The sequence below is a fragment of the Oligella sp. HMSC05A10 genome, assembly GCF_001808335.1.
In the GTDB taxonomy this organism is placed as follows: domain Bacteria; phylum Pseudomonadota; class Gammaproteobacteria; order Burkholderiales; family Burkholderiaceae_B; genus Oligella; species Oligella urethralis.
In genome coordinates this window covers 19,620-45,240 of the sequence record NZ_KV792952.1, presented here as the reverse complement: position 1 = coordinate 45,240, position 25,621 = coordinate 19,620, and the positions used below count along the sequence as shown (strand labels likewise).

25 protein-coding genes and 1 riboswitch are annotated in these 25,621 nt (G+C 48.1%); of the genes, 12 read left to right on the top strand and 13 right to left on the bottom strand.

Translation table 11 applies throughout. From position 1 onward, the window contains the following. Positions 1-50: 50 nt before the first annotated feature. Positions 51-159: riboswitch (TPP riboswitch) on the bottom strand. A 295-nt stretch (positions 160-454) separates the two neighbouring features. From HMPREF3144_RS09680 to pdxA, 3 genes are all read left to right on the top strand, one after another. Beyond that, a complete protein-coding gene (locus HMPREF3144_RS09680; protein WP_018027399.1) occupies positions 455-940 on the top strand; it encodes an Hcp family type VI secretion system effector in 486 nt (161 codons plus the stop codon). A 79-nt stretch (positions 941-1,019) separates the two neighbouring features. Then, positions 1,020-1,571 (top strand): type VI secretion system baseplate subunit TssE, encoded by a 552-nt coding sequence (gene tssE / locus HMPREF3144_RS09675; protein WP_026156964.1) that lies wholly within the window; start codon positions 1,020-1,022, stop codon positions 1,569-1,571. A gap of 122 nt (positions 1,572-1,693) precedes the next feature. Continuing rightward, positions 1,694-2,731 carry a 4-hydroxythreonine-4-phosphate dehydrogenase PdxA gene (gene pdxA, locus HMPREF3144_RS09670; RefSeq protein ID WP_070477654.1) on the top strand — a complete coding sequence of 346 codons (1,038 nt, stop codon included), beginning with the start codon at positions 1,694-1,696 and terminating at the stop codon, positions 2,729-2,731. Here the strand turns inward: pdxA and HMPREF3144_RS09665 are convergent. Then, positions 2,728-3,546 carry a thioesterase family protein gene (locus HMPREF3144_RS09665; RefSeq protein ID WP_070477652.1) on the bottom strand — a complete coding sequence of 273 codons (819 nt, stop codon included), beginning with the start codon at positions 3,544-3,546 and terminating at the stop codon, positions 2,728-2,730. The two genes, pdxA and HMPREF3144_RS09665, sit on opposite strands and share 4 nt — an antisense overlap. A 202-nt stretch (positions 3,547-3,748) precedes the next feature. Here HMPREF3144_RS09665 and gltS point away from each other — a divergent pair, with 202 nt between their 5' ends. Continuing rightward, positions 3,749-5,026, top strand: coding sequence for a sodium/glutamate symporter (gltS, locus tag HMPREF3144_RS09660; protein ID WP_070477650.1), 1,278 nt, complete (start codon positions 3,749-3,751; stop codon positions 5,024-5,026). 172 nt (positions 5,027-5,198) lie between these two features. After that, positions 5,199-6,305: an extracellular solute-binding protein gene (locus tag HMPREF3144_RS09655; RefSeq protein WP_070477648.1), complete on the top strand. Its 1,107-nt coding sequence runs from the start codon at positions 5,199-5,201 to the stop codon at positions 6,303-6,305. 56 nt (positions 6,306-6,361) lie between these two features. On the opposite strand, the gene HMPREF3144_RS09650 is transcribed toward HMPREF3144_RS09655, so the two are convergent. Continuing rightward, positions 6,362-7,102, bottom strand: coding sequence for a DUF3108 domain-containing protein (locus tag HMPREF3144_RS09650; RefSeq protein ID WP_070477646.1), 741 nt, complete (start codon positions 7,100-7,102; stop codon positions 6,362-6,364). Between the two features lie 316 nt (positions 7,103-7,418). On the opposite strand from HMPREF3144_RS09650, the gene HMPREF3144_RS09645 reads away from it, so the two are divergent. The 3 genes from HMPREF3144_RS09645 to HMPREF3144_RS09635 all read left to right on the top strand — a co-directional run bounded on the left by HMPREF3144_RS09645 (position 7,419) and on the right by HMPREF3144_RS09635 (position 10,344). Continuing rightward, entirely contained in the window at positions 7,419-7,742 is a 324-nt protein-coding gene (locus tag HMPREF3144_RS09645; protein ID WP_070477645.1) for an HPF/RaiA family ribosome-associated protein, read from the top strand. Positions 7,743-7,823: 81 nt separating this feature from the next. Then, entirely contained in the window at positions 7,824-8,978 is a 1,155-nt protein-coding gene (locus HMPREF3144_RS09640; protein WP_070477661.1) for a baeRF3 domain-containing protein, read from the top strand. A 181-nt stretch (positions 8,979-9,159) separates the two neighbouring features. Beyond that, the gene (locus HMPREF3144_RS09635; RefSeq protein WP_018027144.1) at positions 9,160-10,344 is read left to right on the top strand and encodes an acetyl-CoA C-acyltransferase family protein; all 1,185 of its coding nucleotides are present in this window, start codon (positions 9,160-9,162) and stop codon (positions 10,342-10,344) included. Between the two features lie 78 nt (positions 10,345-10,422). On the opposite strand, the gene HMPREF3144_RS09630 is transcribed toward HMPREF3144_RS09635, so the two are convergent. From HMPREF3144_RS09630 to HMPREF3144_RS09590, 9 genes are read right to left on the bottom strand one after another with little or no spacing between them, the layout of a single operon-like run. Continuing rightward, positions 10,423-11,307 carry a polysaccharide deacetylase family protein gene (locus HMPREF3144_RS09630; protein ID WP_070477643.1) on the bottom strand — a complete coding sequence of 295 codons (885 nt, stop codon included), beginning with the start codon at positions 11,305-11,307 and terminating at the stop codon, positions 10,423-10,425. 12 nt (positions 11,308-11,319) lie between these two features. Continuing rightward, on the bottom strand, positions 11,320-12,777 hold the full coding sequence (locus HMPREF3144_RS09625) for an anti-phage deoxyguanosine triphosphatase (RefSeq protein ID WP_070477641.1): 1,458 nt from the start codon (positions 12,775-12,777) through the stop codon (positions 11,320-11,322). Continuing rightward, entirely contained in the window at positions 12,774-13,322 is a 549-nt protein-coding gene (locus HMPREF3144_RS09620; RefSeq protein ID WP_070477639.1) for a methylated-DNA--[protein]-cysteine S-methyltransferase, read from the bottom strand. The genes HMPREF3144_RS09625 and HMPREF3144_RS09620 overlap by 4 nt, the downstream gene beginning before the upstream one ends. A gap of 6 nt (positions 13,323-13,328) precedes the next feature. After that, positions 13,329-14,459, bottom strand: a complete 1,131-nt coding sequence (locus HMPREF3144_RS09615; RefSeq protein WP_070477637.1) for a glycosyltransferase — start codon at positions 14,457-14,459, stop codon at positions 13,329-13,331. Beyond that, the gene (locus HMPREF3144_RS09610; RefSeq protein WP_070469636.1) at positions 14,440-15,261 is read right to left on the bottom strand and encodes a glycosyltransferase family 2 protein; all 822 of its coding nucleotides are present in this window, start codon (positions 15,259-15,261) and stop codon (positions 14,440-14,442) included. The genes HMPREF3144_RS09615 and HMPREF3144_RS09610 overlap by 20 nt, the downstream gene beginning before the upstream one ends. Positions 15,262-15,265: 4 nt before the next feature. Further along, positions 15,266-16,693 carry an MFS transporter gene (locus tag HMPREF3144_RS09605; protein ID WP_018027138.1) on the bottom strand — a complete coding sequence of 476 codons (1,428 nt, stop codon included), beginning with the start codon at positions 16,691-16,693 and terminating at the stop codon, positions 15,266-15,268. A 6-nt stretch (positions 16,694-16,699) separates the two neighbouring features. After that, positions 16,700-18,076, bottom strand: a complete 1,377-nt coding sequence (gene glmU, locus HMPREF3144_RS09600; protein WP_070477635.1) for a bifunctional UDP-N-acetylglucosamine diphosphorylase/glucosamine-1-phosphate N-acetyltransferase GlmU — start codon at positions 18,074-18,076, stop codon at positions 16,700-16,702. A 43-nt stretch (positions 18,077-18,119) separates the two neighbouring features. Continuing rightward, positions 18,120-18,959, bottom strand: coding sequence for a PhaM family polyhydroxyalkanoate granule multifunctional regulatory protein (locus HMPREF3144_RS11735; protein WP_070477633.1), 840 nt, complete (start codon positions 18,957-18,959; stop codon positions 18,120-18,122). A 36-nt stretch (positions 18,960-18,995) separates the two neighbouring features. Next, a complete protein-coding gene (locus HMPREF3144_RS09590) occupies positions 18,996-19,811 on the bottom strand; it encodes an NUDIX hydrolase (RefSeq protein WP_048767878.1) in 816 nt (271 codons plus the stop codon). 38 nt (positions 19,812-19,849) lie between these two features. Here HMPREF3144_RS09590 and HMPREF3144_RS09585 point away from each other — a divergent pair, with 38 nt between their 5' ends. Continuing rightward, positions 19,850-20,593, top strand: a complete 744-nt coding sequence (locus HMPREF3144_RS09585) for an SCO family protein (protein WP_070477631.1) — start codon at positions 19,850-19,852, stop codon at positions 20,591-20,593. A gap of 242 nt (positions 20,594-20,835) precedes the next feature. On the opposite strand, the gene rpoH is transcribed toward HMPREF3144_RS09585, so the two are convergent. Together rpoH and dbpA are read right to left on the bottom strand one after the other, a co-directional pair. Next, a complete protein-coding gene (rpoH, locus tag HMPREF3144_RS09580) occupies positions 20,836-21,729 on the bottom strand; it encodes an RNA polymerase sigma factor RpoH (protein WP_036559157.1) in 894 nt (297 codons plus the stop codon). Between the two features lie 149 nt (positions 21,730-21,878). Further along, a complete protein-coding gene (gene dbpA / locus HMPREF3144_RS09575; protein WP_070477630.1) occupies positions 21,879-23,282 on the bottom strand; it encodes an ATP-dependent RNA helicase DbpA in 1,404 nt (467 codons plus the stop codon). A gap of 134 nt (positions 23,283-23,416) precedes the next feature. On the opposite strand from dbpA, the gene HMPREF3144_RS09570 reads away from it, so the two are divergent. From HMPREF3144_RS09570 to mlaD, 3 genes are read left to right on the top strand one after another with little or no spacing between them, the layout of a single operon-like run. Continuing rightward, positions 23,417-24,349 (top strand): ABC transporter ATP-binding protein, encoded by a 933-nt coding sequence (locus HMPREF3144_RS09570; protein WP_036559162.1) that lies wholly within the window; start codon positions 23,417-23,419, stop codon positions 24,347-24,349. Between the two features lie 2 nt (positions 24,350-24,351). Beyond that, positions 24,352-25,125 (top strand): lipid asymmetry maintenance ABC transporter permease subunit MlaE, encoded by a 774-nt coding sequence (gene mlaE / locus HMPREF3144_RS09565; protein WP_018027130.1) that lies wholly within the window; start codon positions 24,352-24,354, stop codon positions 25,123-25,125. A gap of 15 nt (positions 25,126-25,140) precedes the next feature. Next, positions 25,141-25,608 (top strand): outer membrane lipid asymmetry maintenance protein MlaD, encoded by a 468-nt coding sequence (gene mlaD, locus HMPREF3144_RS09560; protein ID WP_018027129.1) that lies wholly within the window; start codon positions 25,141-25,143, stop codon positions 25,606-25,608. The last annotated feature ends 13 nt before the right edge of the window (positions 25,609-25,621 follow it).

Sequence of the window (25,621 nt, the reverse complement as noted above, 5' to 3'; positions counted from 1 at the left end):
CGTGATACATATCAGCACATGGGGGAGGAAAGGCGCTGGTGACTAGAGCGATGGTATTGCATCTTATTTCCTCCGCCAGTACGAACTGGATCAGGTTCACGGGTGTTATCTCAGCCTGTAGCGCAATAACGCTTGGCACAGGCACCCCGACAAGATGTCATCAGTCTACCGTATTACAGTGGGATTGTCTAACCAGCCACTTCGATGCGGTCAGAGCGAGCATAGACCTGCTTTTATCGAGGCCACTCTTTGTTAATTGTAATATGACAAAAATCATCAAATTGACATAATTCAGTCATCTAAATGTCATTTTTGAACGTTAGAATTTTATTGGATTTCGTGGGAGCTGGCTTAATTTATGGAATTCATTAAGCAGTTGATTTGCGTATCTATCATGTGCAGTAAGTAGCTTTTTATCTTAAATTTAATTATCTCATTTCTTAAGGAGAGTGAAATGGCAGTTGCTATGTTTATGAAAATTGAAGGCGCTAACGGTGAATCTAAAGATTCTCAGCACAAAGACTGGAGTGATATCGAGTCTTTCTCTTGGGGCGCTACTCAGCCTGGTTCAATGTCAACTGGCGGTGGTGGCGGTACCGGTAAAGCCAGCTTTAACGATTTACACGTGTTTGCTCGCATCGATCGTGCTGCGCCTGCTGTTTTAAAGCATTGTGCAACTGGTAAGCACTTGGCTAAAGTAGAGCTTTCTGTATGTAAAGCCGGCGGTGAGCAAGTTGAATACTCTCGCATCACTTTAGAAGATGTATTAGTGACTTCTGTTCAGTACACTGGTGATCAAGAAGGTGACGCAATGATGGTAAGCTACGCTTTCCAAGCTGCTAAAATCAAGCAGCAGTACTGGGAGCAAACTGACCGCGGCGGTAAAGGCGCTGAGTCTGTGGTTGCTTACGATATCAAACAAAACAAAACGGTGGCCTAATTGCCAAGCGTGTTTTGCTTGATTGAGTAGTTTTAGGCGCTAAGGGCAGATGACCTTGGCGTCATTTCTTTAAAGAGCCATGGTAATTGAATATCAGGAACGCAAAAAAACGGCTAGCGAACGACGTCAGCAGCAAGCCGTTAAAGATCGTTTACAACCGGCCTTATTTGATCGCTTAACCGATCATGCACCCCACAAAAAAAATGAAGTAAATACTGGCGTGCAGGTGGATTATGAGGTGCTGCGTGCTGCTATTCTACGGGATTTGGCGTGGTTATTAAACACTGTCAATCTTGAGTCGATAGTGGATCTGGAGGGCCTAGATGAGGTCAAAAAATCCACCATTAATTTTGGGGTCGCTCCACTGGCAGGTCGCCGCATGTCAGAAATCGATCACATTAGTCTACAAAATGCAATTTATGACTGCATTGTGAATTTTGAACCCCGCCTGCAGCGAGATACCTTAAGTGTCAAGTTTATTAATGAGGCTAATCACCTTGAGCATCATAATGTATTGACCTTGATTATTAAGGGCATGATGTGGTGTAACCCCTACCCACGCGAATTTTTGTTGCGTACCAGTTTGGATTTGGAAAGCGGGCATATGCATATTAAGCAAGCAGAGCTTTGATCAGGACACGATGAGCCAGTTGAGAAGCCCATGGTTGATGATAACCATGGGCATTTTTGTTTTTAATAGCGCAGGTGTAAAATAACGATACCTTTGATTTTTTGCTACAAGGAACAGCCATCGTGTCTACTCAAAAGCGCTTACCCATCCTGGCGGTCACCTTAGGTGATGTCGCCGGTATCGGTCCCGAAGTCACTGCAAAAATGCTGCTAAAGCACCCTCATCTGCGGCTTAAAGCGCGTTTTGTGGTGATAGGGGATGTCGCTGCTTTGCAAAAAGCAGCACAGCAAATCGGTTTTGATGCGGCGGTGGTGCGTGAGGTGCAAAGCCCCACAGAGATTATTAATGCGCCCGATAGTATTGAGGTGATACAGGTGGGGACAAGCTTAGCCGAGGTGCAGCTGGCTACCGTAGATGCACGTGCCGGTGCAGCTGCTGCGCAGTTTGTGATAAAGGCCTGTGCCTTAGCTCGTGCCGGTGAGGTGGACGGCATTGTCACCGCCCCCTTAAATAAAGAGGCGATGCATCTGGGGGGGTATCATTGGCCAGGGCATACCGAGCTGCTAGCGCATGAGTTCGGGGTGGAGGATTTTTCACTGGTGCTATCTAGCGGTGAGTTATTTGTGTTTCATGCCACCACCCATGTATCCATGAAGCAGGCAGTGGAGGACTGCACAGCAGTGCGTTTTGATGCTATCTTTGCGTTGGTGCATGCCTTTTCTAAAGCCTTGGGGCGTGAGGGTGAAGCCATTGCGGTGGCCGGTTTAAATCCACATGCGGGAGAAAATAATCTGTTCGGCACCGAGGAGTCGCGCATTATTCTGCCTGCGATTGAGCGAGGTCGAGCGCAAGGGATTAATTTACACGGTCCCATCCCAGGGGATGTGATTTGGCCTCAAGCCGTGCGCGATCAACGTTGGCGTTTTTTAGTGATGTGTTATCACGATCAGGGTCACGCACCTTTTAAGGCGGTGTATGGTGATCAGGGGGTAAATATCACGGTCGGTTTGCCGGTAGTGCGAGTGTCCGTGGATCATGGCACTGCTTTTGATATTGCCGGTCAAACCATTGCCCGTGAAGATAGTTTGGTGATGGCGGCCGAACGTGCCGCCGAGTTGTCGCTTGGTTGGGCTGCCGTGTGGGAGGCTGCCCGTCGCTAAGCCTTAATAGGCATAGGGCGCACGGTGAGGATCTGCTCGCTATGACCAAAGGGACCTACCTCATCGTATAGAATCGAGGTAGTGAGACCCACGCCCTGGGCGCCATATTGTTGGCGAGTATTCAGACCTAGCCATTGACCTTGGGGTAGACGGTATAGGTGGATTTGCAGATCAACATTAGGAAACATATGACTAAATGGTACCTGCTGCGACACTGCCACCCCGTTACTGGTGTCAACCATACCCATTAACTTCACAAAGGGACTGGTTGCAACACCTTCTACCATGGCGAGCTCATTGCTCAACCAGACTTGCGCACATCCTGGACGGCGCTCACGGTTGCTGCGGATATGATCGCTAATGGAGGCAATATAGCCGCCGGCCCAGACCCCTTTGAGTGCCGTCCACTCGACCATCTCATTGCGTGGGGTGATTGGTTCATCCTCCACACTTGCTACCGTGCTCGTGTCATTTTTCATCACCCGCCAAGCGCGGAGTACAATGGCGACCTTGCCCTCACAGCTTAAGCTGCTCTCAATCAGCTCAATGGTTTTGCCGGGGCGAATATTATGCGTCGTGATGGTGAAGTCTTTAAGCGGGATCAAACCCAAAATATCAAAGCCTAAACGACCGTAAATCATATCGTCACGCGGCTGAAATAGCTCTAACTCATAACTCATCACACCGGAAGCAGGGGCCATATGCTGCTCATGTGCATTCCATGCACCCTGACTGTGGATAGTCGGTTGATAGTTGGCAACCACCGTGCCATCGTCCTGAATTGTGCGGTTAAGCAGTTTGTAATAAGAACTCATGCGCTAAACTAAAACTATAAAGATGAATAAATGGCTATGTATTAAAGCATAGGGTAAATCGTTCTGATTTAACATTAGCACAAATGCTAGGTAACCCTAGGTAAAGTATGAGCAGGATAAGACAGCAGTTTAAATTTAAATTTCGTATTTTGCCGAGAGTGTTTTAAACTGTGGCATAGCGTGAATAACAAAGAGGTATATGATGGAAATTGTACTAAATGGCTATTACACTTTAATTTTGGCCACCTTAGTGCTGCTTTTAGGTCGTATGTTGACCCGTCGCATTAAGTTTTTGGAGTCTTATAATATTCCCGAGCCAGTCGCAGGCGGATTGTTAGCGAGTTGTATTGTGATGCTGCTGAAGTACTTCTTTGGCATCTCCTTTAAGTTCGATGGGGCGCTGCAAACCGCCTTTATGTTGATGTTCTTTGCTTCCATCGGCTTAAGTGCTGATTTCAAGCGTCTCAAAGTGGGCGGTATGCCCCTGGTGATTTTTAGTTTTACGGTGTCAGGTCTGATTATTGTGCAGGATGTGGTGGGCGTCGCCATGGCCTCTTTGGTTGGGCTGGATCCCTTGATGGGTCTGGTCACTGGTTCCGTTACCTTAACCGGCGGGCATGGTACGGCAGCGGCCTGGGGACCGATTTTAGAGGATCAATACGGCATTGTCGGTGCGACTACCCTGGGAGTCGCTACCGCTACCTTTGGTTTGGTTGCTGGCGGTATGATTGGTGGCCCAGTGGCTAAGTTTCTTTTAAAAAGAATGCAGCGCGAGCGCCTACCTGAACCAGCGGAGTTGACCCCGTTGGAGCAGCAAGCTAAAAAGACCTCGCTTTACAATACGCGTCACGATGAGGATGATGATGGCTATGATGATGCGCTCTTTGATAAACCGGATCAGATTCGTCGTATCACCGCTTCCTCAGCCATTGAGACCTTGGCGCTCTTTGCGGCTTGTTTGGCTTTTGCCGATGTGATGACGAATGTGGCCAAGGGCACGGCGTTTGAATTGCCGACCTTTGTTTGGGCCTTAATGTGCGGTGTGATTCTACGTAATATCCTGACTCATGTCTTTAGCTTCGATATGTTTGATCGGGCCATTGATGTCTTTGGTAACGCCTCACTTTCTTTATTCTTGGCAATGGCTTTGCTTTCATTGCGGTTGTGGGAGTTAGTGGATTTGGCCTTGCCCGTATTGGTGATCTTAGCGGTGCAAGTATTACTAATGATGTGCTATGCGATTTTGATCACCTATCGGGTCATGGGCAAGGACTATGATGCGGTGATTTTAGCGGCAGGTCATTGCGGTTTCGGGATGGGTGCTACGCCCACGGCGGTGGCGAATATGCAGGCCGTGACCGACCGCTACGGTCCTTCCTATAAGGCATTTTTGCTAGTGCCCATCGTGGGTGCGTTTTTTGTGGATTTAATTAACGCCACTGTGCTGCAAATCTTTACGCAATTGCCGTTTCTACAGTAGCGTCTGAGCCCACTACGTCCTAGTACGCCAGTGGGCTGATATTTTTTATTAAAAATCGCACTATTGCAGCCTTTATGATAGGAAAATGAAATAAAATCGATCCGTTTTTTAAGACAGCATTGTCTTTTATTTTTATAAGTAGTTTGGTCCATCTTGATTAAGGGGGGATACGATGAAGTTTAATAAATTAATAAAAGGCATTGCCATGGCAGGCGCCTTATTTGCGGTGAATTACGGCGTAGCGGCTCAGGATAAGGGGGTGGTAAATATTTATCACTGGGCGGAGTACGTGGCAGAGGATACGATTCCAGGCTTTGAACGCAGTACCGGCATCAAGGTAAATTTTGATACCTTTGATAATAATGACGTCTTACAAACCAAATTGCTGATTGGTAATTCCGGTTATGATGTGGTGATTCCCAGTAGTTACTACGCGAAGCGCCAGATTGAAGCGGGTCTTTTAGAAAAGCTCGATAAGTCTCAACTACCTAATTTAAAGTACTTGGATCCTGAGATTATGAAGATCTTGGAGGAGGTCGATCCGGGCAATGAATACTTAGTGCCTTGGGCCATGGGGACCTTGGGCTTGGGCTATAACGTGACCCGCGCCAAGGAAGTTGCAGGTGAGGATGTGGACCTAATGGATTGGGGTAATTTATTTGATCCAGAAAAGGCCAAAAAATTCGCCAGCTGTGGCATCTCGCTGTACGATGAAGCGGGTTTGATTTTCCCTGCGGTACTTAACTACATGGGCAAGGATCCGGCCTCTCAAGACCCGGATGATTATTTAGCGGCCTTTGAGGTCTTAAAATCGATTCGTCCTTACATTAAGCATTTTAGCCCTGCCGCCCATATTGAGGAGCTGGCGCAAAATGATGTGTGCCTGGTCTATGCGGGCGATGGTGATATTTATATTGCCGCTGACCGTGCCAAAGAGGCGAATCGTCCTTATGAAATTGCCTACGTGATCCCGCGCGGTGGCGCATTGATTTGGATGGATATGATGGCAGTGGCTAAAAACGCCCCTAATTTTGATAATGCCATGGCCTTTATTAACTACATGGAAACACCCGAAGTGCATGCAGAGATAACCAATGAGATGTTCTTTGCCAATGCCAATTTGGAGTCCAAAAAGTTCGTCAAGCCTGAAATTGCTAACGACCCAATGCTTTATCCGCCGCAGGAAGTGCGTGATACACTGTTTTTGATGCAACCCCAGTCCATGGAGTTGCTGCGATTACAAACACGTCTCTGGGCTGAGCTCAAAGCGGGTCGCTAGGCGATTTTTAATTTAGTTTTAAAGCGCTTTCAATCTTAGTGGTTGGGAGCGTTTTTTTATTGGAGTTGATAGTCCATACGTTTTAAGGTCATGCTGACGGTAGCGAGGCTACTTTCACGATGCTCGATCTTAACAATTAAATAGTCCAGCGCTGGCGCCACATAAAAGGTGGTGCGACGGTTTTTATTGCGGCGCTGACGTTCTACCACCAAGGCCTCAAATTCACCCATACCCGTATTGACCTTTTCGGTACCAACCACCTGGTAGCGGTGGGTACTTTCTTTGCCTTTATAAATAAGAGGGTAGCTGAGTTGCTGTTTACCCGCCATCAAATCGCAACGGGCTTTGAAGTATAAGCTCATCGGGTCATAGTAAGCTTGTGTGAGCTGAAAGCTGGTATCGCCGTCTTTATTATGTTGACGAGTAGCGATTTTATCCGCCCAGTTAAAGCTTAAATTTTCCTGACTCTTGCCTTTAAATGCCGCTTCCGTGCTGGCGCTGTAGGACTGGGGCGTGATGTCGCAACCCTCAGCACTGAAATGCGCCCGCTGCCTTGCCTTTAAGAGGCTATGCTGGATGTTGAAATTCACATCGTAGTGATGTTGCTGCTGACGAATTGTTAGCTTGGCTGTACCGCCTGCAGCGGCCTGGTTATAGGACACGGCAAACTCTGCATCGACATAATCAATTGCCTGATAGGGTGCAGCGGCACTGGCTGGCATCACCATACTGAGTGTTAATAGGGGTAGGCATAAGCTTTGGTGGATGAAATGCTTTACTGGCTTAAACATAGTCATATACGATCGCTTCATGTGATTCATGGATGTTTTGTAATGTAGCAGATGGTGTTTAGTTGAGGCTTAAATAATCGACTCAAAACTTAAGTCTTTGCAAAACTTTGTAAGTACCATATTAACCGCAAGCGACGTTATGATCGTGCCGAGCGTTGCGTTAAGTCCTTGAGAAATTAGCTACTATTTGCCTCAGCGTTAATTGTTATTGATCAAAATATAGTCGATCCAAAGGAGTAAATCATGCGCTACGGATTGGCTTAATGCTCAATCTTTAGTAATAATAGAGTAATAATAAAACGCAGTAGTTCAAGGAGGTTCTATGCAAATTTTAGTTAATACTGACAGGCACACCACACGTAGCGAGGCATTAGTTCAACGCATTGAGGCGATCGCGGCGAAGGAGTTAAAGCATCAAGCAGCACATCTAACTCGCGTTGAATATCATCTGTCGGATGTCAATAGTGAAACACGTGCCGGTGCTACTGATAAGCGTTGCTTGGTTGAGGCTCGGGTAGCGACAATGAAGCCAGTGGTGGCTGAGCATCGCTCAGAGGATATTCAGATTGCTATTCTTGAGGCCACGCGTAAGCTAGTACAAGGTCTTAGCAAAGTGATTTCCAAGTCGCAGGACCGCCGCTCATAGGTAATCAGCGGATAACTAGTGGTAGCTGATATCACGGCCTTGATTGAGGTTTTTCACAAATTACATAATAAGGAGAGTACGATGCAACAAGTTAATCTTCAAAGCCTGAGTTATTTTTTAGAAAGGCACGAGGGACCTTGCTTATCTTTGTACCAACCGACACACCGGAGCCACCCTGAAAATCAGCAGGATCTGATTCGCTACAAAAACTTGCTCAAGACATTAGAGCAATCCTTGGCAGAGAAATATGCTAAAAGTGAGATCGAGTCGCTGATGCAACCTTTTCAGCAGTTGGCTGATAATCATGATTTTTGGCAGCGTCAGGTCTTAGATGGCTTAGCAATTTTGGCGGATGAAACTCATTTTGAGGTATTTACCTTGCAGCGTCAGCCCGAAGCCTTTGCTGTTGTGTCTGATTCCTTTCACTTAAAGCCTTTGCTACGCATCACGCAGACGCAAGACCGCTTCCAGGTGCTTTGCATTACCCGTACCGATATTGAGATGTATGAGGGCACACGTGAGGGTCTGGATCAGGTGATTTTTGCTGAGGGCTTCCCTGAGCATATTGATGATACCTACGACGAAACGGCACCAGTGATACCGAGCTCCTCCTATGGCTTAGGTCCATCCTATCGTCAGCGTCAGGCCTTGCGCTATCAAGGTGGTCGTAAAGACGCTGTACAGGCGGATAAAGAGCGCTTTTTAGGAGTGGTGGCACGTGCTTTGCATAACAATATCAGCAAAAATGCCAAACTGCCTGTGGTGCTAGTGGGGCTGCCTGAAAACCTGGGCGCTTTCCGCAAGCACAATGCAAACCCATATGTTTTGGAGCAAGAGATTCATGTTGATCCGAGCGCTTTAAGTGAAGAGCAATTGCTTGAAAAAGCGTGGGCGATCGTGGAACCAGTAGCGGCCAAACGGGTGCAGGAGGAAATTAGTCGTTTTCAACAAGCGCACGGCACAGGTCTTGCCAATGGCGACCTTGATCGCACCTTGGCGGCAATTCTAGATGGTCGGGTGGATACTTTGTTAGTTGATGCCGAGAAAAAGCTTGCCGGCAAAATTGATCGTGAAGCCCGTAAGGTTGAGCTAGTGGCGGACTTTTCCGACCCCAATGCCGATGATGTGTTAGATGATTTGGCTGAAATGGTGCTACGTCGCGGTGGCGATGTGAAAATTATCCCAAGTCAGTATATGCCGACGGATACCGGTATTGCTTCGATTTATCGCTTTTAGAGCTTGGCGACAAATAAGTTAATACAAATTCATTACCCCGCTTATTTAAGTGGGGTATTTTGTTCTTAATCGTGTAATATAAATTTGATAGTTTAGTTTTATGCTGGGTGGTTTTTATTCAGCCATTGAGTATGTTTGCCCGGACTAAATTATTTTGTATTAACTTTCTGAGGAGATTGGTATGTCAGAAGTCTATGTAGTGTCAGCAATGCGCTCCGCCATTGGTGGTTTCGGTGGTAGTTTAAAGGATATGCCACCACATGAGTTAGGCGCTGCCGTGATCAAAGCCGCAATTGAAAAAGCGGGTATCACGGGGGATGATGTGAATCACGTGGTGATTGGTCATGTGATTAACACGGAGCCTAGAGACCAGTATTTATCTCGATTAGCTTCTGTGAATGCGGGTGTGACCAAGGACGCCCCCGCCATGAACGTTAACCGTTTATGTGGCTCCGGTCTACAAGCCATTGTTTCAGCTGCTCAGGCGATTAAACTGGGCGATGCGGATGTGGCAATCGGCGGTGGTATTGAGGTGATGAGCCGTGGTCCTTATATCACGCCTAGCTTACGTTGGGGTGCGCGTATGGGTGACAATAAGGTTGTGGATATGATGACCGGTGCCTTAACTGACCCCTTCGAAGTGATTCATATGGGTGTGACCGCTGAAAACGTTGCCAAGAAGTACAATATCACACGCGAAGAGCAGGACGCCTTAGCGGTTGAGTCTCACCGTCGTGCCCGTCACGCTATTGAGAACGGTTATTTCAAAGAGCAAATCGTGCCTATCACGCTCAAAACGCGCAAGGGTGAGGTCGTATTCGATACCGACGAACATGCGCGCGGTGACGTGACGGCAGAGGGTTTAGCTAAGCTACGTCCGGTGTTTGTTAAAGAAAATGGTACCGTGACTGCGGGTAATGCCTCCGGTATTAATGACGGTGCAGCCGCCGTAGTATTAATGAGCGAAGAGGCAGTGAAAAAGCACGGCGCCAAGCCTTTAGCCCGTTTAGTGGCGTATGCTCACGCTGGGGTGGATCCTGAAATCATGGGTATTGGTCCGGTACCAGCCTCTGAAAAAGTGTTGAAAAAAGCAGGCCTTAGCGTGGAGGATATGGACGTGATTGAGGCAAACGAGGCCTTCGCAGCACAAGCCTTAGCCGTGTCCAAGTCTTTAGGCTTAGACCCTGCTAAGGTTAATCCTAACGGTAGTGGCGTTGGTTTGGGTCACCCTATCGGTGCGACCGGTGCCATTATTACGACCAAGGCATTACATGAATTACATCGTATCGGCGGTAAATACGCCTTAGTGACGATGTGTATTGGTGGTGGTCAGGGTATCTCCGCTATTTTTGAGCGCGTCGAGTAATTTTTTCCTTGCTTAAGCGCTTAAGGCCACCCATTGCGGGTGGCCTTTTGCTTACTTGCCTCAAGTCTAGTGATCGACTTAAGAAGCCTCACCCTGGCGTGCTAAGCGTTTTTGCTCACGACGCTGTTTTTTCTTTAGTTTTGCTTGATTATATAGCGGTCCTAGTCGCGGATGGCTTGCTAACCATAAGCGTTGCCCCAGCCATAGCCCTGGGCGATTACGGACGGCAATTCGATAAATATGGTCAGCTGCACCATGTGCCTGATTCATGCCGTAGGCGTCGGTGGTATAGAGATAGTTAAAGCCTAATGCCTTGGCAATAGCAACATAGTCTTTATCAAAGTAGCCTTGAGGCCAGCATAGATGATCGCTGACGGCGCCCAGATGGGTTTGGAACTCGTGTTGTGATTGCAGTAGATCCTCACGAATATGACGGTTTTTATTCGCGTTGTCGGCGGCTAGATCCCAACGATTGTGCGTGTGGGTATGACTGTGAAACTCAAAGCTATCCGCCGCTTGCATGGCGCGCACCTCTTCCCAACGTAGCATCACCTCATTGGCTCTACCCTCAGCGATCAGCTTTTTACATTCATAGTGCCCTGGGCTATACGCTTGATCAGCGCCATTGAGCATGGTCGGGCGTAGTGGTCCATCGTGTATATATTGCGTAATTAAAAATAGCATGGCATGCATGCCGTAGCGTTGAAGAATGGGGTGCGCATATTGATAATTATTCAAATAGCCATCATCAAAGGTGAGAAGCACGGAGCGTTTAGGTACGGCCTTGCCCTCTAAAAAAGCAGCAAACTGCTCGCCCCGGAGGCTGGTGTAGCCATGCTTGGCTAAAAAGCGCATTTGCGATTCAAAGTTTTTCACGCTACAGCTAAGTGAACCGCCACTTGGGGTCACGTGGTGATACATCAGCACCGGTACGCTCGTTGCTTGTTTGCGAGTTAAGCTCATGTTCTTTAAACCCTACATCCGATCAAATACCGAGCCCTCATGCGGGTGGTAAATGCGTTCATAAAAGCGTGCGGCATACTCATCCGTCATGCCAGCCACAAAATCACAAATGATGCGCATATGTAGCGCAGTATCCTGAGGGTGCTGAGTTAGCGCTTGACGATAGCGTTCGCGGGTGCCGTCCGGGAGTAAGCGCAGCGGGTCGGCCTTGAGGGTTTGGAAGATCTCAATCACGATTTTTTGACCCTTAAATTCCAATTGTTGTACATTGGCGCTACGAATGACTTTGTCAAAGACCAGTGTCGTAATATGCGCCAGTAAATCGCTTTGCTCAACGCCGAGATAGGCGTTATACCTAATCAATGGCTGAGTGGCATGCTCAATACCGCTGGAGTCAATAAAGATACTGGTAATGCAGTGATGCACCAAGCGTCCAATTTGTCGTTTACGCTCGTAGCTTTGCTCGGAAAATAGCTGAGCCTCTACTTCCTTGGCCATTTGTTGAGGGCTTTTGCCTTGGTTGCTGCCGCTGCATAGGGCCTCGAATAAGTGCAGATGCGTTTTAAAATGCTGCTGCCAATGCTGTTGACTGATTAAACCTAGGGAAATCGCATCCTCTAAATCATGCAAACCATAGGAGATATCATCCGCCAATTCCATAATCGAGGTATCAAAGGATTTAAAGCGGGTTTTACGGTGCTTGGGCGTGCTATCTGTGTCTGAGCGGGCTTTGGTTGCGGTAAAGGCTTCTTTCTCGAGCGCCGTGAGTGGTTCTAAAATCCAGTCTACAATCTCTTTTTCACTATCTAAGTAGCATTTAGGCGGTAGTTGCTCTTTGGCTTTGCTTTGCCAAACTGGTGTGGCAAGAGGGCCATAGGCCTCAGGCACACACAGTTCGCTATAGGGTAGTGGGTATTTCAGTATGCCTAATAGCAGCCGACGGGTCGGATTCATGCCATTGGCTTTGGTGTATTTATCCAGGCGGGAGAGGATACGTAGGCTTTGGCCATTGCCCTCAAAGCCTCCATAGTCACGCATACAGATATTTAAGGCCACCTCACCACCATGACCAAAGGGTGGGTGACCAAGATCGTGGGCCAGGCAAATCGCATTCATCAATTCATAATCAGGTAGTAGCTGTTTTAATTGACTGCTATGGTGTTGCTCCACCTTACTCACGAGAAACTCGTTGCGTTCGAGTTTTTGTTCAAGCCAGCGCACAATGCCGACACCGATTTGTGCTACTTCCAATGAATGGGTGAGGCGGGTGCGATAAAAATCACTTTCACCTAGGCCGAGTACCTGTGTTTTAGACTGCATACGTCTAAAGGCTGAAGAGTGGATTAGCCGTGCATAATCTCGCTCCCAAGGCGTTCTAACCTCTCTCTCGGAGCGGTTGGCAGAGTCCTGGGTGTTAAAGCGTTGCTCCCAAACGGCGCTGTTCTTAAACGAGTCTTTGGTAGTACTCATGATGCTTCCTTAGTGGTGGCTTCAAGGGCGAGTAACTGCTGTTTACGAGCAACGCCCCAGCGATAACCTGAGATGCTGCCGTCACTGCGTAAAACACGGTGGCATGGAATGATGATAGCATGCCGATTCGCCGCACACGCCTGTGCCACCGCACGCACGGCCTTGGGGCAGCCTAGTTGTTGAGCTAAGGTGGCGTAAGACACGGTTTGTCCTAGCGGAATACGGCTTAAGGCTTGCCAGACTCGCTGCTGAAAATCTGTGCCCTGGCAGTATAAATCTATGCGCTGTAATGACTGATAGCGCTGATGACTAGGTGCAGCGATAAAGTTGCTAATCAGGGTGAGAGTAGGGTGTGGGGAGGTCGCTTGCAGTTTGGCCCTAGGAAAATCCTTGGATGTTTGTATTGTTAAGGCCGCTAGACATGCTTCTTCGCTATCGTCAAGGATCACACTATAGATCTGCTGCTTGAGGGTGGCCAGCAGAATCACGCCGATATCGCTCTGGGTGGTGCTGTAGTGAATGACTAGGGGGTGAAGTTGAGTCATGCTAGCTTAAGACCTCCCGAGTAGTGCCTCAAAGGCCGTTAAGTAGTGTTTAGCCATTGTTTCGACCGTGTGATTTTGTAGTGCATAGTCTTTGGCAGCCTGGATGCGTGCGGCGTTTTCAGGGCTTTGCTCAAGGGCTAAATAAAGTGCCTCAGCCAGTGTTTTGGCGTCGCCAACGGGGCAGAGGTAACCGCGCTCATTATGTTGACCGATCAGTTCGTTCGGTCCACCACAGGCGGTGGAAACGACAGGAACCTCATTAAAAAAGGCATTGATAATGCCGTTATTAGCGCCTTCATGGCGACTGGTGAGTAAATAGCAATCGAAGCCCTGAAACAGTTGTTCGACTTGATGTTGAAAGCCCATAAACACATAGTTCGGCGCTAAACCTAAGGCCTGCACTTTTTGTTGGCAGCTTGGGAGTAGCTTGCCGGTGCCGAAATGAAGGACAGCAATATCTTGTCGGCGTTGAAATAACTGATGAATTGCCTCAATTTCTAGCAAAGGCTCTTTTTCTTCTGTTAAGGCCGCAATCACGGCAATGATTTTTTTACCCTGTAAATGGTGTTGCTCGATAATGTCGCTAAAACGTGCGGCATCAAAGCTCTGTGGTATCGTGGCGCTGGGAATCACGATAGCTGTAGGACCTTTACCATGCGCTTGCGGCTTAAGCTCCGCAATGGTTTGCACTGCATCTGCAGCCAGCGCTTTGATGCGCAAGGCTTCAGCCATGCCAGCTTGGGTATTAGCGACAAATAAATCGGTGTTACGCCATTTTAGGCGAGTGGACTTTTCTTTATGCGCTTTAATCGGAAAGGCGGTGCGTCGCGTATAAACCAACTTCGCTTTAAATAGGCCTTTAAAGAGGGCAGGCCAAGTGAGGCTATTGGCTGTTTGGCAATGGATGATATCGTATTTAGCGGCACGGCCTAATAAAAAAAAGAGTACAGCCAGCGCTGCGCTTTTTTGCGTATGTACTTTAAAGCCTTTAGCGCTTGCACGTTGCGCCAACTCGCTGTGGCGTCGTGCTAATAGTTCAACCTCATGACCGGCCTGTCTAAATTGCTCCATGCACAACAGGGTTTGGCTCTCACCACCACGCCAACCCTTTTCCATATTAATCTGTAGGATGTTCATTGTTTTTTTCTTTGGATTTATAGTGCAAGAGTGCATATCGGTTAAAGGTGCCTTGCATGGTGACAATCACAATCATCAAGCCGGCAAGACCATCCAGAAAGCCAAGTTTTAGCAGATAGTCTCTGGCAAAGCGACCAAAGGCTTTAAAGATGGCTTTAGTAATGCTTGATGTTTTACCAGCAAGGGCGCGTTGCTCTGCCCATATTTCTGCGTATTTCAGGGATTTTTGTAGATGCTCCGCTAAGGTATTGTACGTGTAGTGAAGCAGTCGTCCCTTGAGTGCGGTGACTTTGATACCTTTGGGGATGATCACGCTTTCATGGAGTAGATTGTCATTGTAGTTGGTTAAGGCGGTGGGATAGAGGCGAGCCACATAGTCTGGATTCCAGCTGCCGTGACGTATAAATTGACCAAAGGCCCAGTTTAAGCGACTGATTTTGTAAATAGTTTGTCGATTATCCTCGGCGATGGCTTGACGAATGCTCTCGGCTAGCTCCTCGCTCACCACTTCGTCTGCGTCCAGCCATAGCACCCAGTCAGCGCTGACATAGCGTTGCGCAAGCTGTCTTTGCGGACCGAAGCCGGGCCAGTCGGCGTTAACATAAAATTTATCGGTATAGCGACGTGCAATAGTCTCCGTCTCATCTGTGCTGCCGGAGTCTAAAATCACGATTTCATCAGCCAAGTGGGCAATGCTTTCTAGGCATTGTGCTAGTAAGCGTGCTTCATTTTTTACAATCAAGGCCACGGCTAAGCTGGCTTTGGCTGGTGCTGTTTCTGTAGGTGTAGGAGTTGAAACCATCTCTTTAAAGAATCTCTATGTCTTGACCGCGAAAAAACCGTATTAAATTAATTAAGGATGCGATGGCAATGGATAGTACGCTGATGCTCAGCGCCAAAAACACGCCCCGCTCGGCCGATAAATGAAATGATACCGCAACCAAGGCGGCGCCCGTACTTTGACCGAACATACGTGCCCCGGATTGCATGGCACCAGTGGCGCCACTGCGATTCAGTGGGGTGGATAATAAAATGGTTTTATTATTTGGCGTTTGAATAAAGCCAAAGCCTAAACCGCAACAGAACATGCAAAGGGCATACCAGCCTAACCAAGCGCTATGGGGGATGAATGTTAGCAGCAGCAGGCTAGCGAGCATGATGCAGGAGCCAATGGCAGCAAGGATAGAAGCCGGGTAGATGGCCGAGAGTCGGGCTGATGGACGTGCCATCAGGGTAGAGCCTATAGGCCACGCCATAAAGAGTAGCCCCACGGTTTTGGTGGGTAGGCCAATGATATTTTCATAGAAAAAAGGCAGTGACAGCATGGCGGAGGAGGCCGTGCCAAAGCTTAAGGCTGAGACGATTACAGCATATTTAAAGGTAGGAATTTTTAGCAAATCTACCGGGAAAAGCGGGGCGGCTTGTCGCTGCGAACGTCGCCATAAAAGGGTGCCGCTGATGGTCGCAATACTGAGTAGCGCCATGCTAATTAGGGTTTGATTAGTGAGCAGATTTAAGCCAGTGATAAAGCAGGCAAAGGTGATGATATTTAATAGTGCACTGTGAAAATCATAGGGCTTGTTAAGCGCATCTACCCTTGGTAGATAGTGTGAAAATATCAATGAAATCAAGCAAATGGGGATGGGGAAGATAAAAATCCAATGCCATGATGCAATGGAGATGATAAAGGCCCCCAGCGCTGGACTTAAAATGGCCGATACCCCAACCATCATGGCGTTTAAACTGATGCCATTAGCAATTTCTCGGGGTGGATAAATATGGCGCATCATGGCGCCGAAAATACTCATCATCACAGCACCGCCCAAACCATTGACCACGCGTCCAGTTACCAGCATGGGGAGGTTTGTGGCTAAGGCACAGAGTGTGCTGCCGCACATAAAAATGAGGATGCCACAGCGAAACATCCGGATAAAGCCGATGCGTTCGCCCACGGCCGATAGCGGTATGGTGGTGGCGATTAAGGTGACTAAATAGGCGTTCACAATCCACACCGTGAGGTGAGGGGGAATGCCGAGCTCTTTGGAAATTGTCGGCAAGGCCAGGTTGGCAATACTGGCGTCCATCACACTGATGGTGATGGCTAATAGGATCGCGGCTACCGCCCAATAGCGTCGTGGCTTCGGCAGGCCTGCACTGCCTTGGGCCGGCTTGAGTGCAGGCGACTGTCGTTGTGGTTGGCTGATGCTACTGGGCTTAGCGTTGAGTTTAGGCATAGGTGATTAATGCTTCTTCTTAACCGGACGTTGCCAATGGGGGACATTAATTTGTCTGCTTTGCGTCAAGGTTAATTGATTTGCTGGTGCGTCTTGGCGTAGCGAGGTGCCAGCACCGATAGTGGCGCCCTCGCCCACGGTGACTGGGGCAATGAGCTGGGTGTCAGAACCAATAAAGGCATCATCACCGATGACGGTGGTAAATTTATTGGCACCGTCGTAATTACATGTGATGGTGCCGGCGCCGATATTAACACGCTGACCGATCACGGCATCACCTAAGTAGCTCAGATGGCTTGCTTTACTAAAGGCGCCTAATTCCGTGTTTTTAATTTCAACAAAGTTACCCACTTGGCTGCCCTTACCTAGTTGCGCGCCTGGACGTAAGCGTGCATATGGACCGACCTTGCATTGCTCCGCCAAGTCAGCTTGCTCAAGGTGGCTATAGGCCTCAATCTTAGCCTCCTTGGCGACTTTGACATTTTTTAAAATACAGTATGGACCGATATGTACGCCATCTGCTAGTTCAACCTCGCCTTCAAATACACAACCTACATCAATAAACACATCACGACCGCAGCTTAAGGTGCCGCGAATATCAATGCGTTTGTTGTCTGCTAAGGTGACGCCCTGCGCCAATAGGCGGCGTGCCTGTTCTTCTTGCCAAGCACGTTCTAATTCAACCTGTTGGATACGGCTATTCACCCCCAGTGTTTCCCATGAGGCTGCCGGCTGCGCCGCGCTGACGGTCACACCATCACCAACCGCTAAGCCGATCACATCGGTAAGATAGTATTCACCTTGGGCATTGTTATTATCGATTTTGCTAAGCCATGTTTTTAATTGCTTGGTCGGCGCACAAAGAATACCAGTATTGACTTCCTTAGTCTGCAATTCCTCTTCGCTAGCGTCCTTATGCTCCACGATACGGCTGACATTGCCTTGGGCATCACGAATAATACGACCATAACCGCTAGGATCGTCTAAAAACTCGGTTAATACCGCAACCCCATCGCCAGCGGCCTCAATCAAGCGGCTTAAGGTCTCTGCCTGCACCAAGGGCACATCACCATAAAGAATTAAGGTTTTATCGCTCTCCGCATCGCCCACAAAAAGTGGCTCAGCCTGTTGTACCGCATGCGCTGTTCCTTGTTGGGGCTGCTGCAAGGCAAAAGCTAAATCTTTTTGTTTATCAAAGGCGGCTTTTACCGTGTCGGCACCATGACCGACGACTACGGCAATCTGCGCCGGCTTTAATTGCTTTGCGCTTTCAATCACATGGGCCAACATGGGCTTACCGGCTAACTTATGGAGTACCTTCGGTAAATCAGATTGCATACGCTTACCCATACCGGCAGCCAAAATTACGATAGTTAGTTTCATGGTCTAAATTGTTTATAGTTAAAAAATGGGTTAGTAAAGTAGTTTACTCGTTGCTTGATGTTTTTGCGCTCGCCTGCTTGCTAGCCGCACGTTTTGTGGCTTTTTTTGTGGCGCTGGGGGTATTGCGCTGAGCGGCAGTTTTAGCAGGGGTTTTGCTTGCTTTTTTAGTCGCTGTTTTCTTAGTTACCGCCTTTTTTGTTGTTGTCTTTTTGCTCGCCGCCTTTTTGGCTGCCGTTTTTTTGCTGGCAACGGGCTGTGTTTTGCTCTCAGCCTCGGCTTTTGCGACAACGTCCGCCGGGGTAGCGGCAGCCACTGAAGCAACGATATTTTTAAATTGATCGCCTAGAAGATTAAACCAGTTTAGGGCCTGCTCTTGCATCAGCGCGCCAGTATTGGCAATGCTTGATTCAAGCGTATCGCTTTGGGCATCTGGTTGCTGCTCGTCGGCACCGGTAGCGGCATGCTGTGAGCTCTGTTTATCCGCTTCAGTCGGTGGCTGTTCAGGAGCAGGGGAGGAAGCGCTGTCCCCGGATGCTGGTGTTGTTGTGGCGGCTTGCGAAGCTCTTAGCGGCTCGCTCATCATGCCCATAAAACTGTTGAAGTTTTGCAGATTGGCCTTTTGTATTTCTAAGCTGTGAATGCTACTAGAGAGCATGGACAGATTTAATTTAAGCCAAGACTCCACCGCTTTTAGTTCCTCAATGCGCTTATCGAGCTCATTAGGATCGAGTGCCATGCTAGTCGCTTGGGGAGCGAGATTGGCAAATTTCTGCCAGGCTTGACTCATCATCTTCATGCTATTGAAAAGCAAATTCGGATCGCCCATCTCCTCAGGCATCATATTAACAAAGGGGAAGTTAAAGTTAAAAGGTTCTTTGCTCATCTCTTTCTCCTTAGGCTACGGCTTTTGTTGGTTGGATTATTGCTGCATTAAATGACGAATATGCTGGTTAATCAAGCTATCTAAAAGAACAATGGCGGCTTCAATGGTGATGTCTTTATCCTCAATCATTTGTATCACTTCGCTCGGTCTAAAGGTCTCAATGCGCTCTACCTCACCATCCTGATTTTCAAGGGTCGCGTCAGGCGGAATAATGCAATCACTGACTAAAATATCTTCTAATTGATAGCCCTCGGGAAGGCGTCGACGCATCCGCAAAATCGTACGAATCGGTGTGCGTTGCTTGAGATGAGTGGTGGCGAGCCCGGCTTCTTCCTGTGATTCACGGATTAAGCCCTCGGGTGGGCTGTCTTCGGCATTTAATAAACCACCGACTAAGGTGTCCCAGCGATTAGGATCGAAGGCCTTACTGGCGGCGCGTAATTGCAGATAAATATCTCCCTCAGGGGTCCAGCCATTTAAATGAATCGCCATGGTTAAGAGGCCAAGGGGGCGCATGGCAGCACGCTCAATCTGTGCAATCACGGAGCCCTCGGCGTATACATTTAGCAATTCATTGCGCCAAGCTCTGGTTAAGCCTGCATCACGTAAACAATAGGCTACATCAACTAAGAGCGCATTTAACTCGTTCCGAGCAATACCTGCTTCAGCCAGATAAACCGCCAACGCATCCTGCTTAAGGTAGTGCTTAGTTTGTAATGCACTAATGGCGGCGGGATGGATAAAACCGGCAATTTTACCGGCAATAATCAAGGGTCTTGAGCCGCTCACGGGCACCTCTTGAACCTGCTGGCTTAACTGCTGATAGAGCGCTTGCATTTTTTCAAGCTTCAATGACTTACTCTTCCTCTGTATACTAGGATATTAAAATAATGACATTATCTCCAAGTATATATCAAGCCTTAGTGTTTGAACTGTGTCCGGGTGTGACGAAGCATATCTCAAGCGCTTGGCGTCGTTTCAATCAACAATCGGAGGCAGCTAGGATGCGTTTTGTGGCTTATTTTTTACCCTTGCTTATTAGTCTAAGCGTCGCCTTTTCCTTACTGGCGATGAGGCCGGTTGCGGCACAATGGCAGCATCTGTTTAATTTGACTCATAGCGATTTTAATGGCAGTAGTATTCGGGGCAGTCATTTTGGTCGCGGTCTAGAGGCTCGTGATGAACGTGGGAATGACTTCAAATTTGATGATTTTAAGGGTAAACTCTCGCTCGTTTATTTTGGCTTTACCCATTGTCCGGATGTATGTCCTAATACCCTGGTGCAGATCCAACAGGCACTTAACTTATTAGCGCCGACAGAGGCAGAAGCGGTGCAGTTTTACTTTGTGACGGTGGATCCGGCGCGTGATACGCCTCAGCGCTTAAGAGAGTATTTATCGCATTTTGATCCCAGCTTTAAGGCCTTAATTGCCGAGCCTCAACAATTACAACAAATCGCCAAATCCTTTAATGTGTTTTATCATCAGGTGCCAGGACCAGCGGGTTTTTATACGATGGAGCATAGTGCCTATGTGTTTGTGTTGGATAAAGCCGCAGAATCCGTGCTTTTATTTAGCGAGGGCACGCCACCAGACAAGATGGCTGCTGATTTGAAAAAGCTTCTCCTTGAGTGAGACTTTGATTGATTCAAAGGGGGTTAACAATATCAGCGCAAAAAAAACACCTCCGGCAAGGGGACCGGAAGTGTCTAAACATTCGTCCTTAAGGGGAAGGGAAAGAGGAGAAAAATGGACGAATGATGAGCGGGGTAATAACTACGTTTCCATTGCTCACAGGTGTTAGTCCAGAGAATCTCCTGTTAGTTCCAAAAACTCACCCCTAAAATGTAACTAATGGTGAGCTTACGCTGTGTGGATTAGTTCATCGCATCTTCGCCAAGGAAGCTACGCATTTTCTTCATCGCAGCGGCTTCAATCTGGCGAATACGCTCAGCGGATACGCCGAACTCATCGGCTAGTTGATGTAGTGTTAAACCACCGTCGTCCTGTAACCAACGCGCTTCCACGATGCGACGTGAACGTGGGTCCAAGGACTCCAAAGCAGCCGCAAGACCATGCGTCTGCAATTCCTCATGCTCGCGTCTAGCGATGATCTCATAAGGGCTACTTTCACCCTCATCGGATAGATAATCGATAGGCGTAAACTCATCCTCATCGGCACGTGAGCTAGGGCCTGGATCCAATGACATATCACGACCGCTTAAGCGGATCTCCATCTCAACCACTTCGTCAGGTTTGACATTAAGCTTGTCAGCAATGCCTTGAATCTCCTCGGGCGCCAGGGTAGAACTGTCTAAGCGTAGGCTGCGAAGATTAAAGAATAGCTTACGCTGCGCCTTGGTGGTCGCAATGCGTACCATGCGCCAGTTACGGATCACGTACTCGTGAATTTCTGCCTTAATCCAATGTACGGCAAAAGAGACTAAACGTACACCACGATTAACGTCAAAGCGCTTAACCGCCTTCATCAAGCCAATATTACCCTCTTGGATAAGATCGGCATGCGGTAGGCCATAGCCTAAGTACTGGCGTGCAATTGACACCACTAAACGTAAATGTGATAACACTAAGGCTTGGGCTGCCTGTATATCATCTTGGTACTGTAGACGCTCCGCATACTCTCGCTCCTCTTCGGGCGTCAACATAGGAATCTGATTCACACTACTGATATATGACTCAATACTGCCAATAGCACCCGAGCCAAGGGTGGCTAATGCGCGATTATGTAAAGCAAGTGCTTGATTTGTCATAGTAATATATGTCCTTTAATAGATAGGCGCCGATAAAGTACGCTGTATGCTATTTTAGCACTCTATCGGTCTGAGTGCTAATTTGACTGCAAAGATAGTCTTTAGTTCCCTGATTGCTTGCTGTGTAAGGTGTTAATTTATGTAAGTTATCAAGGGAGTAAGCTGATTTTGCGACGCTTGCCCTTGATGGTTGTTTGCTGCCAGCGTTGTGCTACTTGCGGGGCAATATCCCGTGCGATCGCCACAAAGCTAACAAAGTCATGAATCGTGATTTTGCCGACTTGCTCTGCTTCTAGCCCAAGCGTTTTAGTCAGTGATCCTAGGATATCACCGGCACGTAATTTGTCTTTTTTACCCCCACGGATTGTGATGGTTTGCATCGGCGCTTTTAAGTGTTGTCGACCCTGCCACGCCGGAGGCGCAGCGAGTAAATCAAAGCGTTGTGCGCTGACTTCTTCGATTCTTTTTTTACGGAAAAGTTCGTCCTCAGTGACGAAGGTAATGGCGTGCCCTGTTGCGCCCTGACGGCCGGTGCGTCCAATGCGGTGCAGATGGGTGTCGGCATTCGGTGAGATATGTGCGTTAACCACTAAATCTAAGGCATGGATATCCAAGCCGCGCGCTGCAACATCGGTGGCGACCAACACGCTGCAGCTGTGATTGGCAAACTGGATTAATACATCCTCGCGCTCACGTTGCTCCATTTGTCCGTGCAGTACATGGCTGATAATACCGGCGCGTTGTAATTGGCGTTGCAATAGCTCACACTCATCACGGGTATTACAAAAGGCTAGTGTGGCCAGCGGGAGATGGTGATTAAGTAAGCTGATAAGCGCTTGGCCTCGCTCATTGGCGTTGACTAAATAAAATTCCTGCTGGATCTCAGGCTTTGGCTCATCTATGGCCTGAATCATGTGTGGATTGATTAAAAAGCCCTCAGTGCGCTCCAATAACGCCGGGCTGTATGTCGCAGAAAACATTAAGGTCTGGCGCTTTAAAGGGCAGGCATTGCTAATTGTACTGAGACTTTCATAAAAGCCCATATCCATCATTTTGTCAGCCTCATCGAAGACCAGCGTTTTTACACTGCCTAATGGCAAGGCGCCACGATTGATAAGGTCCTCAATACGCCCCGGTGTCCCCACAATGATATGGGTGCCTTGAGCTAAGGATGCTTGTTGACGGCTAATCGAAGCGCCACCGCAGATAAGGCTGACTTTTAATGAGGGGTGGCTTCTACCTACCTTACGAATTACCTCTGCCACTTGTGTGGCTAGCTCACGCGTAGGGCAAAGCACTAAGGCCTGTGCCTCTATACGGCTCAAATCCAGTGTTTGTAGTATGGCTAAGGCAAAGACCAGGGTTTTGCCACTGCCGGTATGCGCCTGCACAATCAAATCCTGGGCGCTTAAGGCAAGTGGTAAGGCTAGCGCTTGGATCGCTGTCATTTGCTCATAACCCAGTTGTTGTAGATTGGCTAATTGCGCCTCCGATAAATTGAGGCTGTTAAAGGAAGAGGTGGAAGCGGGTGCGGAATTGTCGTTTTTGATCATTGCCTAAGCAGTAAATGATGATAAGTGATGTTGCTATTGTAACGAGATGGCGTAATTGATGTTATAGTTATTGCAAGAAAAAATTTGATTATTTAAAATCAATTGATCTACCTAATAGTTTATAAAGCTAGTTAATGTCAATTCAAAGCTCTGACGGTTCACCTACGGACGCTACGCTAAGTCATGCAGGCGCCGCAACCAAAGCAGCCGATTATTTATCCTCTGAAAAAGTCGTTGAGTTTAACGATGTCAGTTTGGGTTATGGTAAGCGTATTATTCTCAGCGGGGTGAATCTTTCGATTCACAAGGGGCAGTTAATCGCCTTAATCGGCGGTTCCGGCTCCGGTAAGTCAACCATTATGCGTGGCGTGACCGGGCAGATTCGTGCTAAGGCCGGGGAGGTTAGGCTCTTTGGCCAGGTGCTGAATGCGATCAGCCCCAAGGAGCTGAGCCTATTACGTAAAAATATGGGTGTGCTGTTTCAGCAGGGCGCGCTGTTTACGGATCTAAATACTTTTGAAAATGTGGCTTATCCTTTACGTGAATTAACCACGCTGGATGAATCGCAGATTGTGGAGCGCGTGCTGGATAAGCTCGCTGCGGTGGGTCTTAAGACTGCGGCTCATTTAAATATTTCCGAGGTGTCTGGGGGCATGGCAAGACGTATTGCCTTGGCTCGCGCCATTGTGATGGAGCCAGAGTTATTGCTGTATGATGAGCCTTTTGCGGGTCTAGATCCTGTTTCCATGAATCAAACGGCGGATATGCTACGCGGCATTACTAAGCAATTAGGCACCGCTGGTCTCTTAATTACCCATGATATTGAGGAGTCTTTCCGCATCGTGGATTATGTGTATATGCTTCATCAAGGTGGCATTATTGCGGAGGGTACACCAGCACAGATTCGTGCCATGTCGGATCAGCGGGTACAAAACTTTATTCATGGTCTGTCGCCCGAGGGTAGCACACGCTTTGAGTACCCGACGACGCCTGATTATGAAAGTTGGTTTGCAGAAAAGCAGCTGCAAATTGCTCGCCAAGCGAAGTCTAAGCGCAGGGGGCGATAGTTATGTATTCATGGATTGCATCAATTGGTGGCTATGTGATTAATGGTATTGGTCACCTGGGTAATATCTTTATTCTGCTAGTGCAGATTGTGTTGCGTTCAGCCTTGATTTTTAAGCGGCCGCGACTATTGGTTGAGCAGATTCTGTTTATTGGGGTCTATTCCTTACTGATTATTGCGGTATCCGGTCTGTTTGTGGGCTTCGTGTTGGGTTTCCAAGGCTACAGTATTCTCTCGATGTTCGGTTCTGAGCAGGCCTTGGGTTTGATGGTTGCCTTATCTTTGTTGCGTGAACTTGGCCCAGTGGTGACGGCCTTATTGTTTGCTGGGCGTGCGGGCACCTCGATTACGGCCGAAATCGGTTTGATGAAGGCCGGTGAGCAGTTGGATGCCATTGATGTGATGGGGATTAATCCGGTTGAGCGAGTATTAGTGCCGCGCTTTTGGGGTGGTGTGATCGCAATGCCGATTTTGGCGGCTATTTTCTCAGCGGTCGGCGTGATGGGCGGTTGGTTTGTTGGCGTGGTGTCGCTAGGTGTTGATGACGGCGCTTTCTGGTCTCAAATGCAAGCAGGCGTTGATGTGTTTGATGATGTGCTAAATGGCGTGGTAAAAAGCATGGCGTTCGGGGTGGCGTGTATGTTGATTGCCCTACATCAAGGTTGGACGTGTAGAGCCACGCCCGAGGGCGTTTCGCAAGCCACAACACGTACCGTGGTTATCAGTTCTTTAACGGTTTTGGGTCTAGATTTCTTATTGACCGCCGTGATGTTTTAAAGCAAAGGTTTAGAAATGAATAAACGTATTGAGTTTGTGGTTGGCATTTTTGTGCTGTTAGGCGTGTTGGCATTGGTGTTTTTAGCCTTACGTGCCGGTAATCTCAGCACCTTTAGTATGCAGCCTAACTACACTGTCAGTGCCCATTTTGATAATATCGGCTCGCTCAAAAAGCGCTCGGCAGTCAAGAGCAACGGTGTGGTGGTAGGTCGCGTTAAAAATATCGCCTTTGATAATCAAATGTTTCGTGCGATTGTTGAAATGGATATAGAAAAGCAGTATCAGTTTCCGACGGATACTTCCGCTTCGATTAAGACCCAAGGCCTTATCGGTGAGCAGTATATTGACTTAACGCCCGGAGCCGATGATGAGAATTTAGCACAGGGTGGGGTGATTACTTACACTCAAAGTGCAGTGGTGATTGAGGATTTAATTAGTAAGTTCTTGTTCTCCACGGCTGATAAACAGGGTTCGGCCGAATAAATACTAACAATAA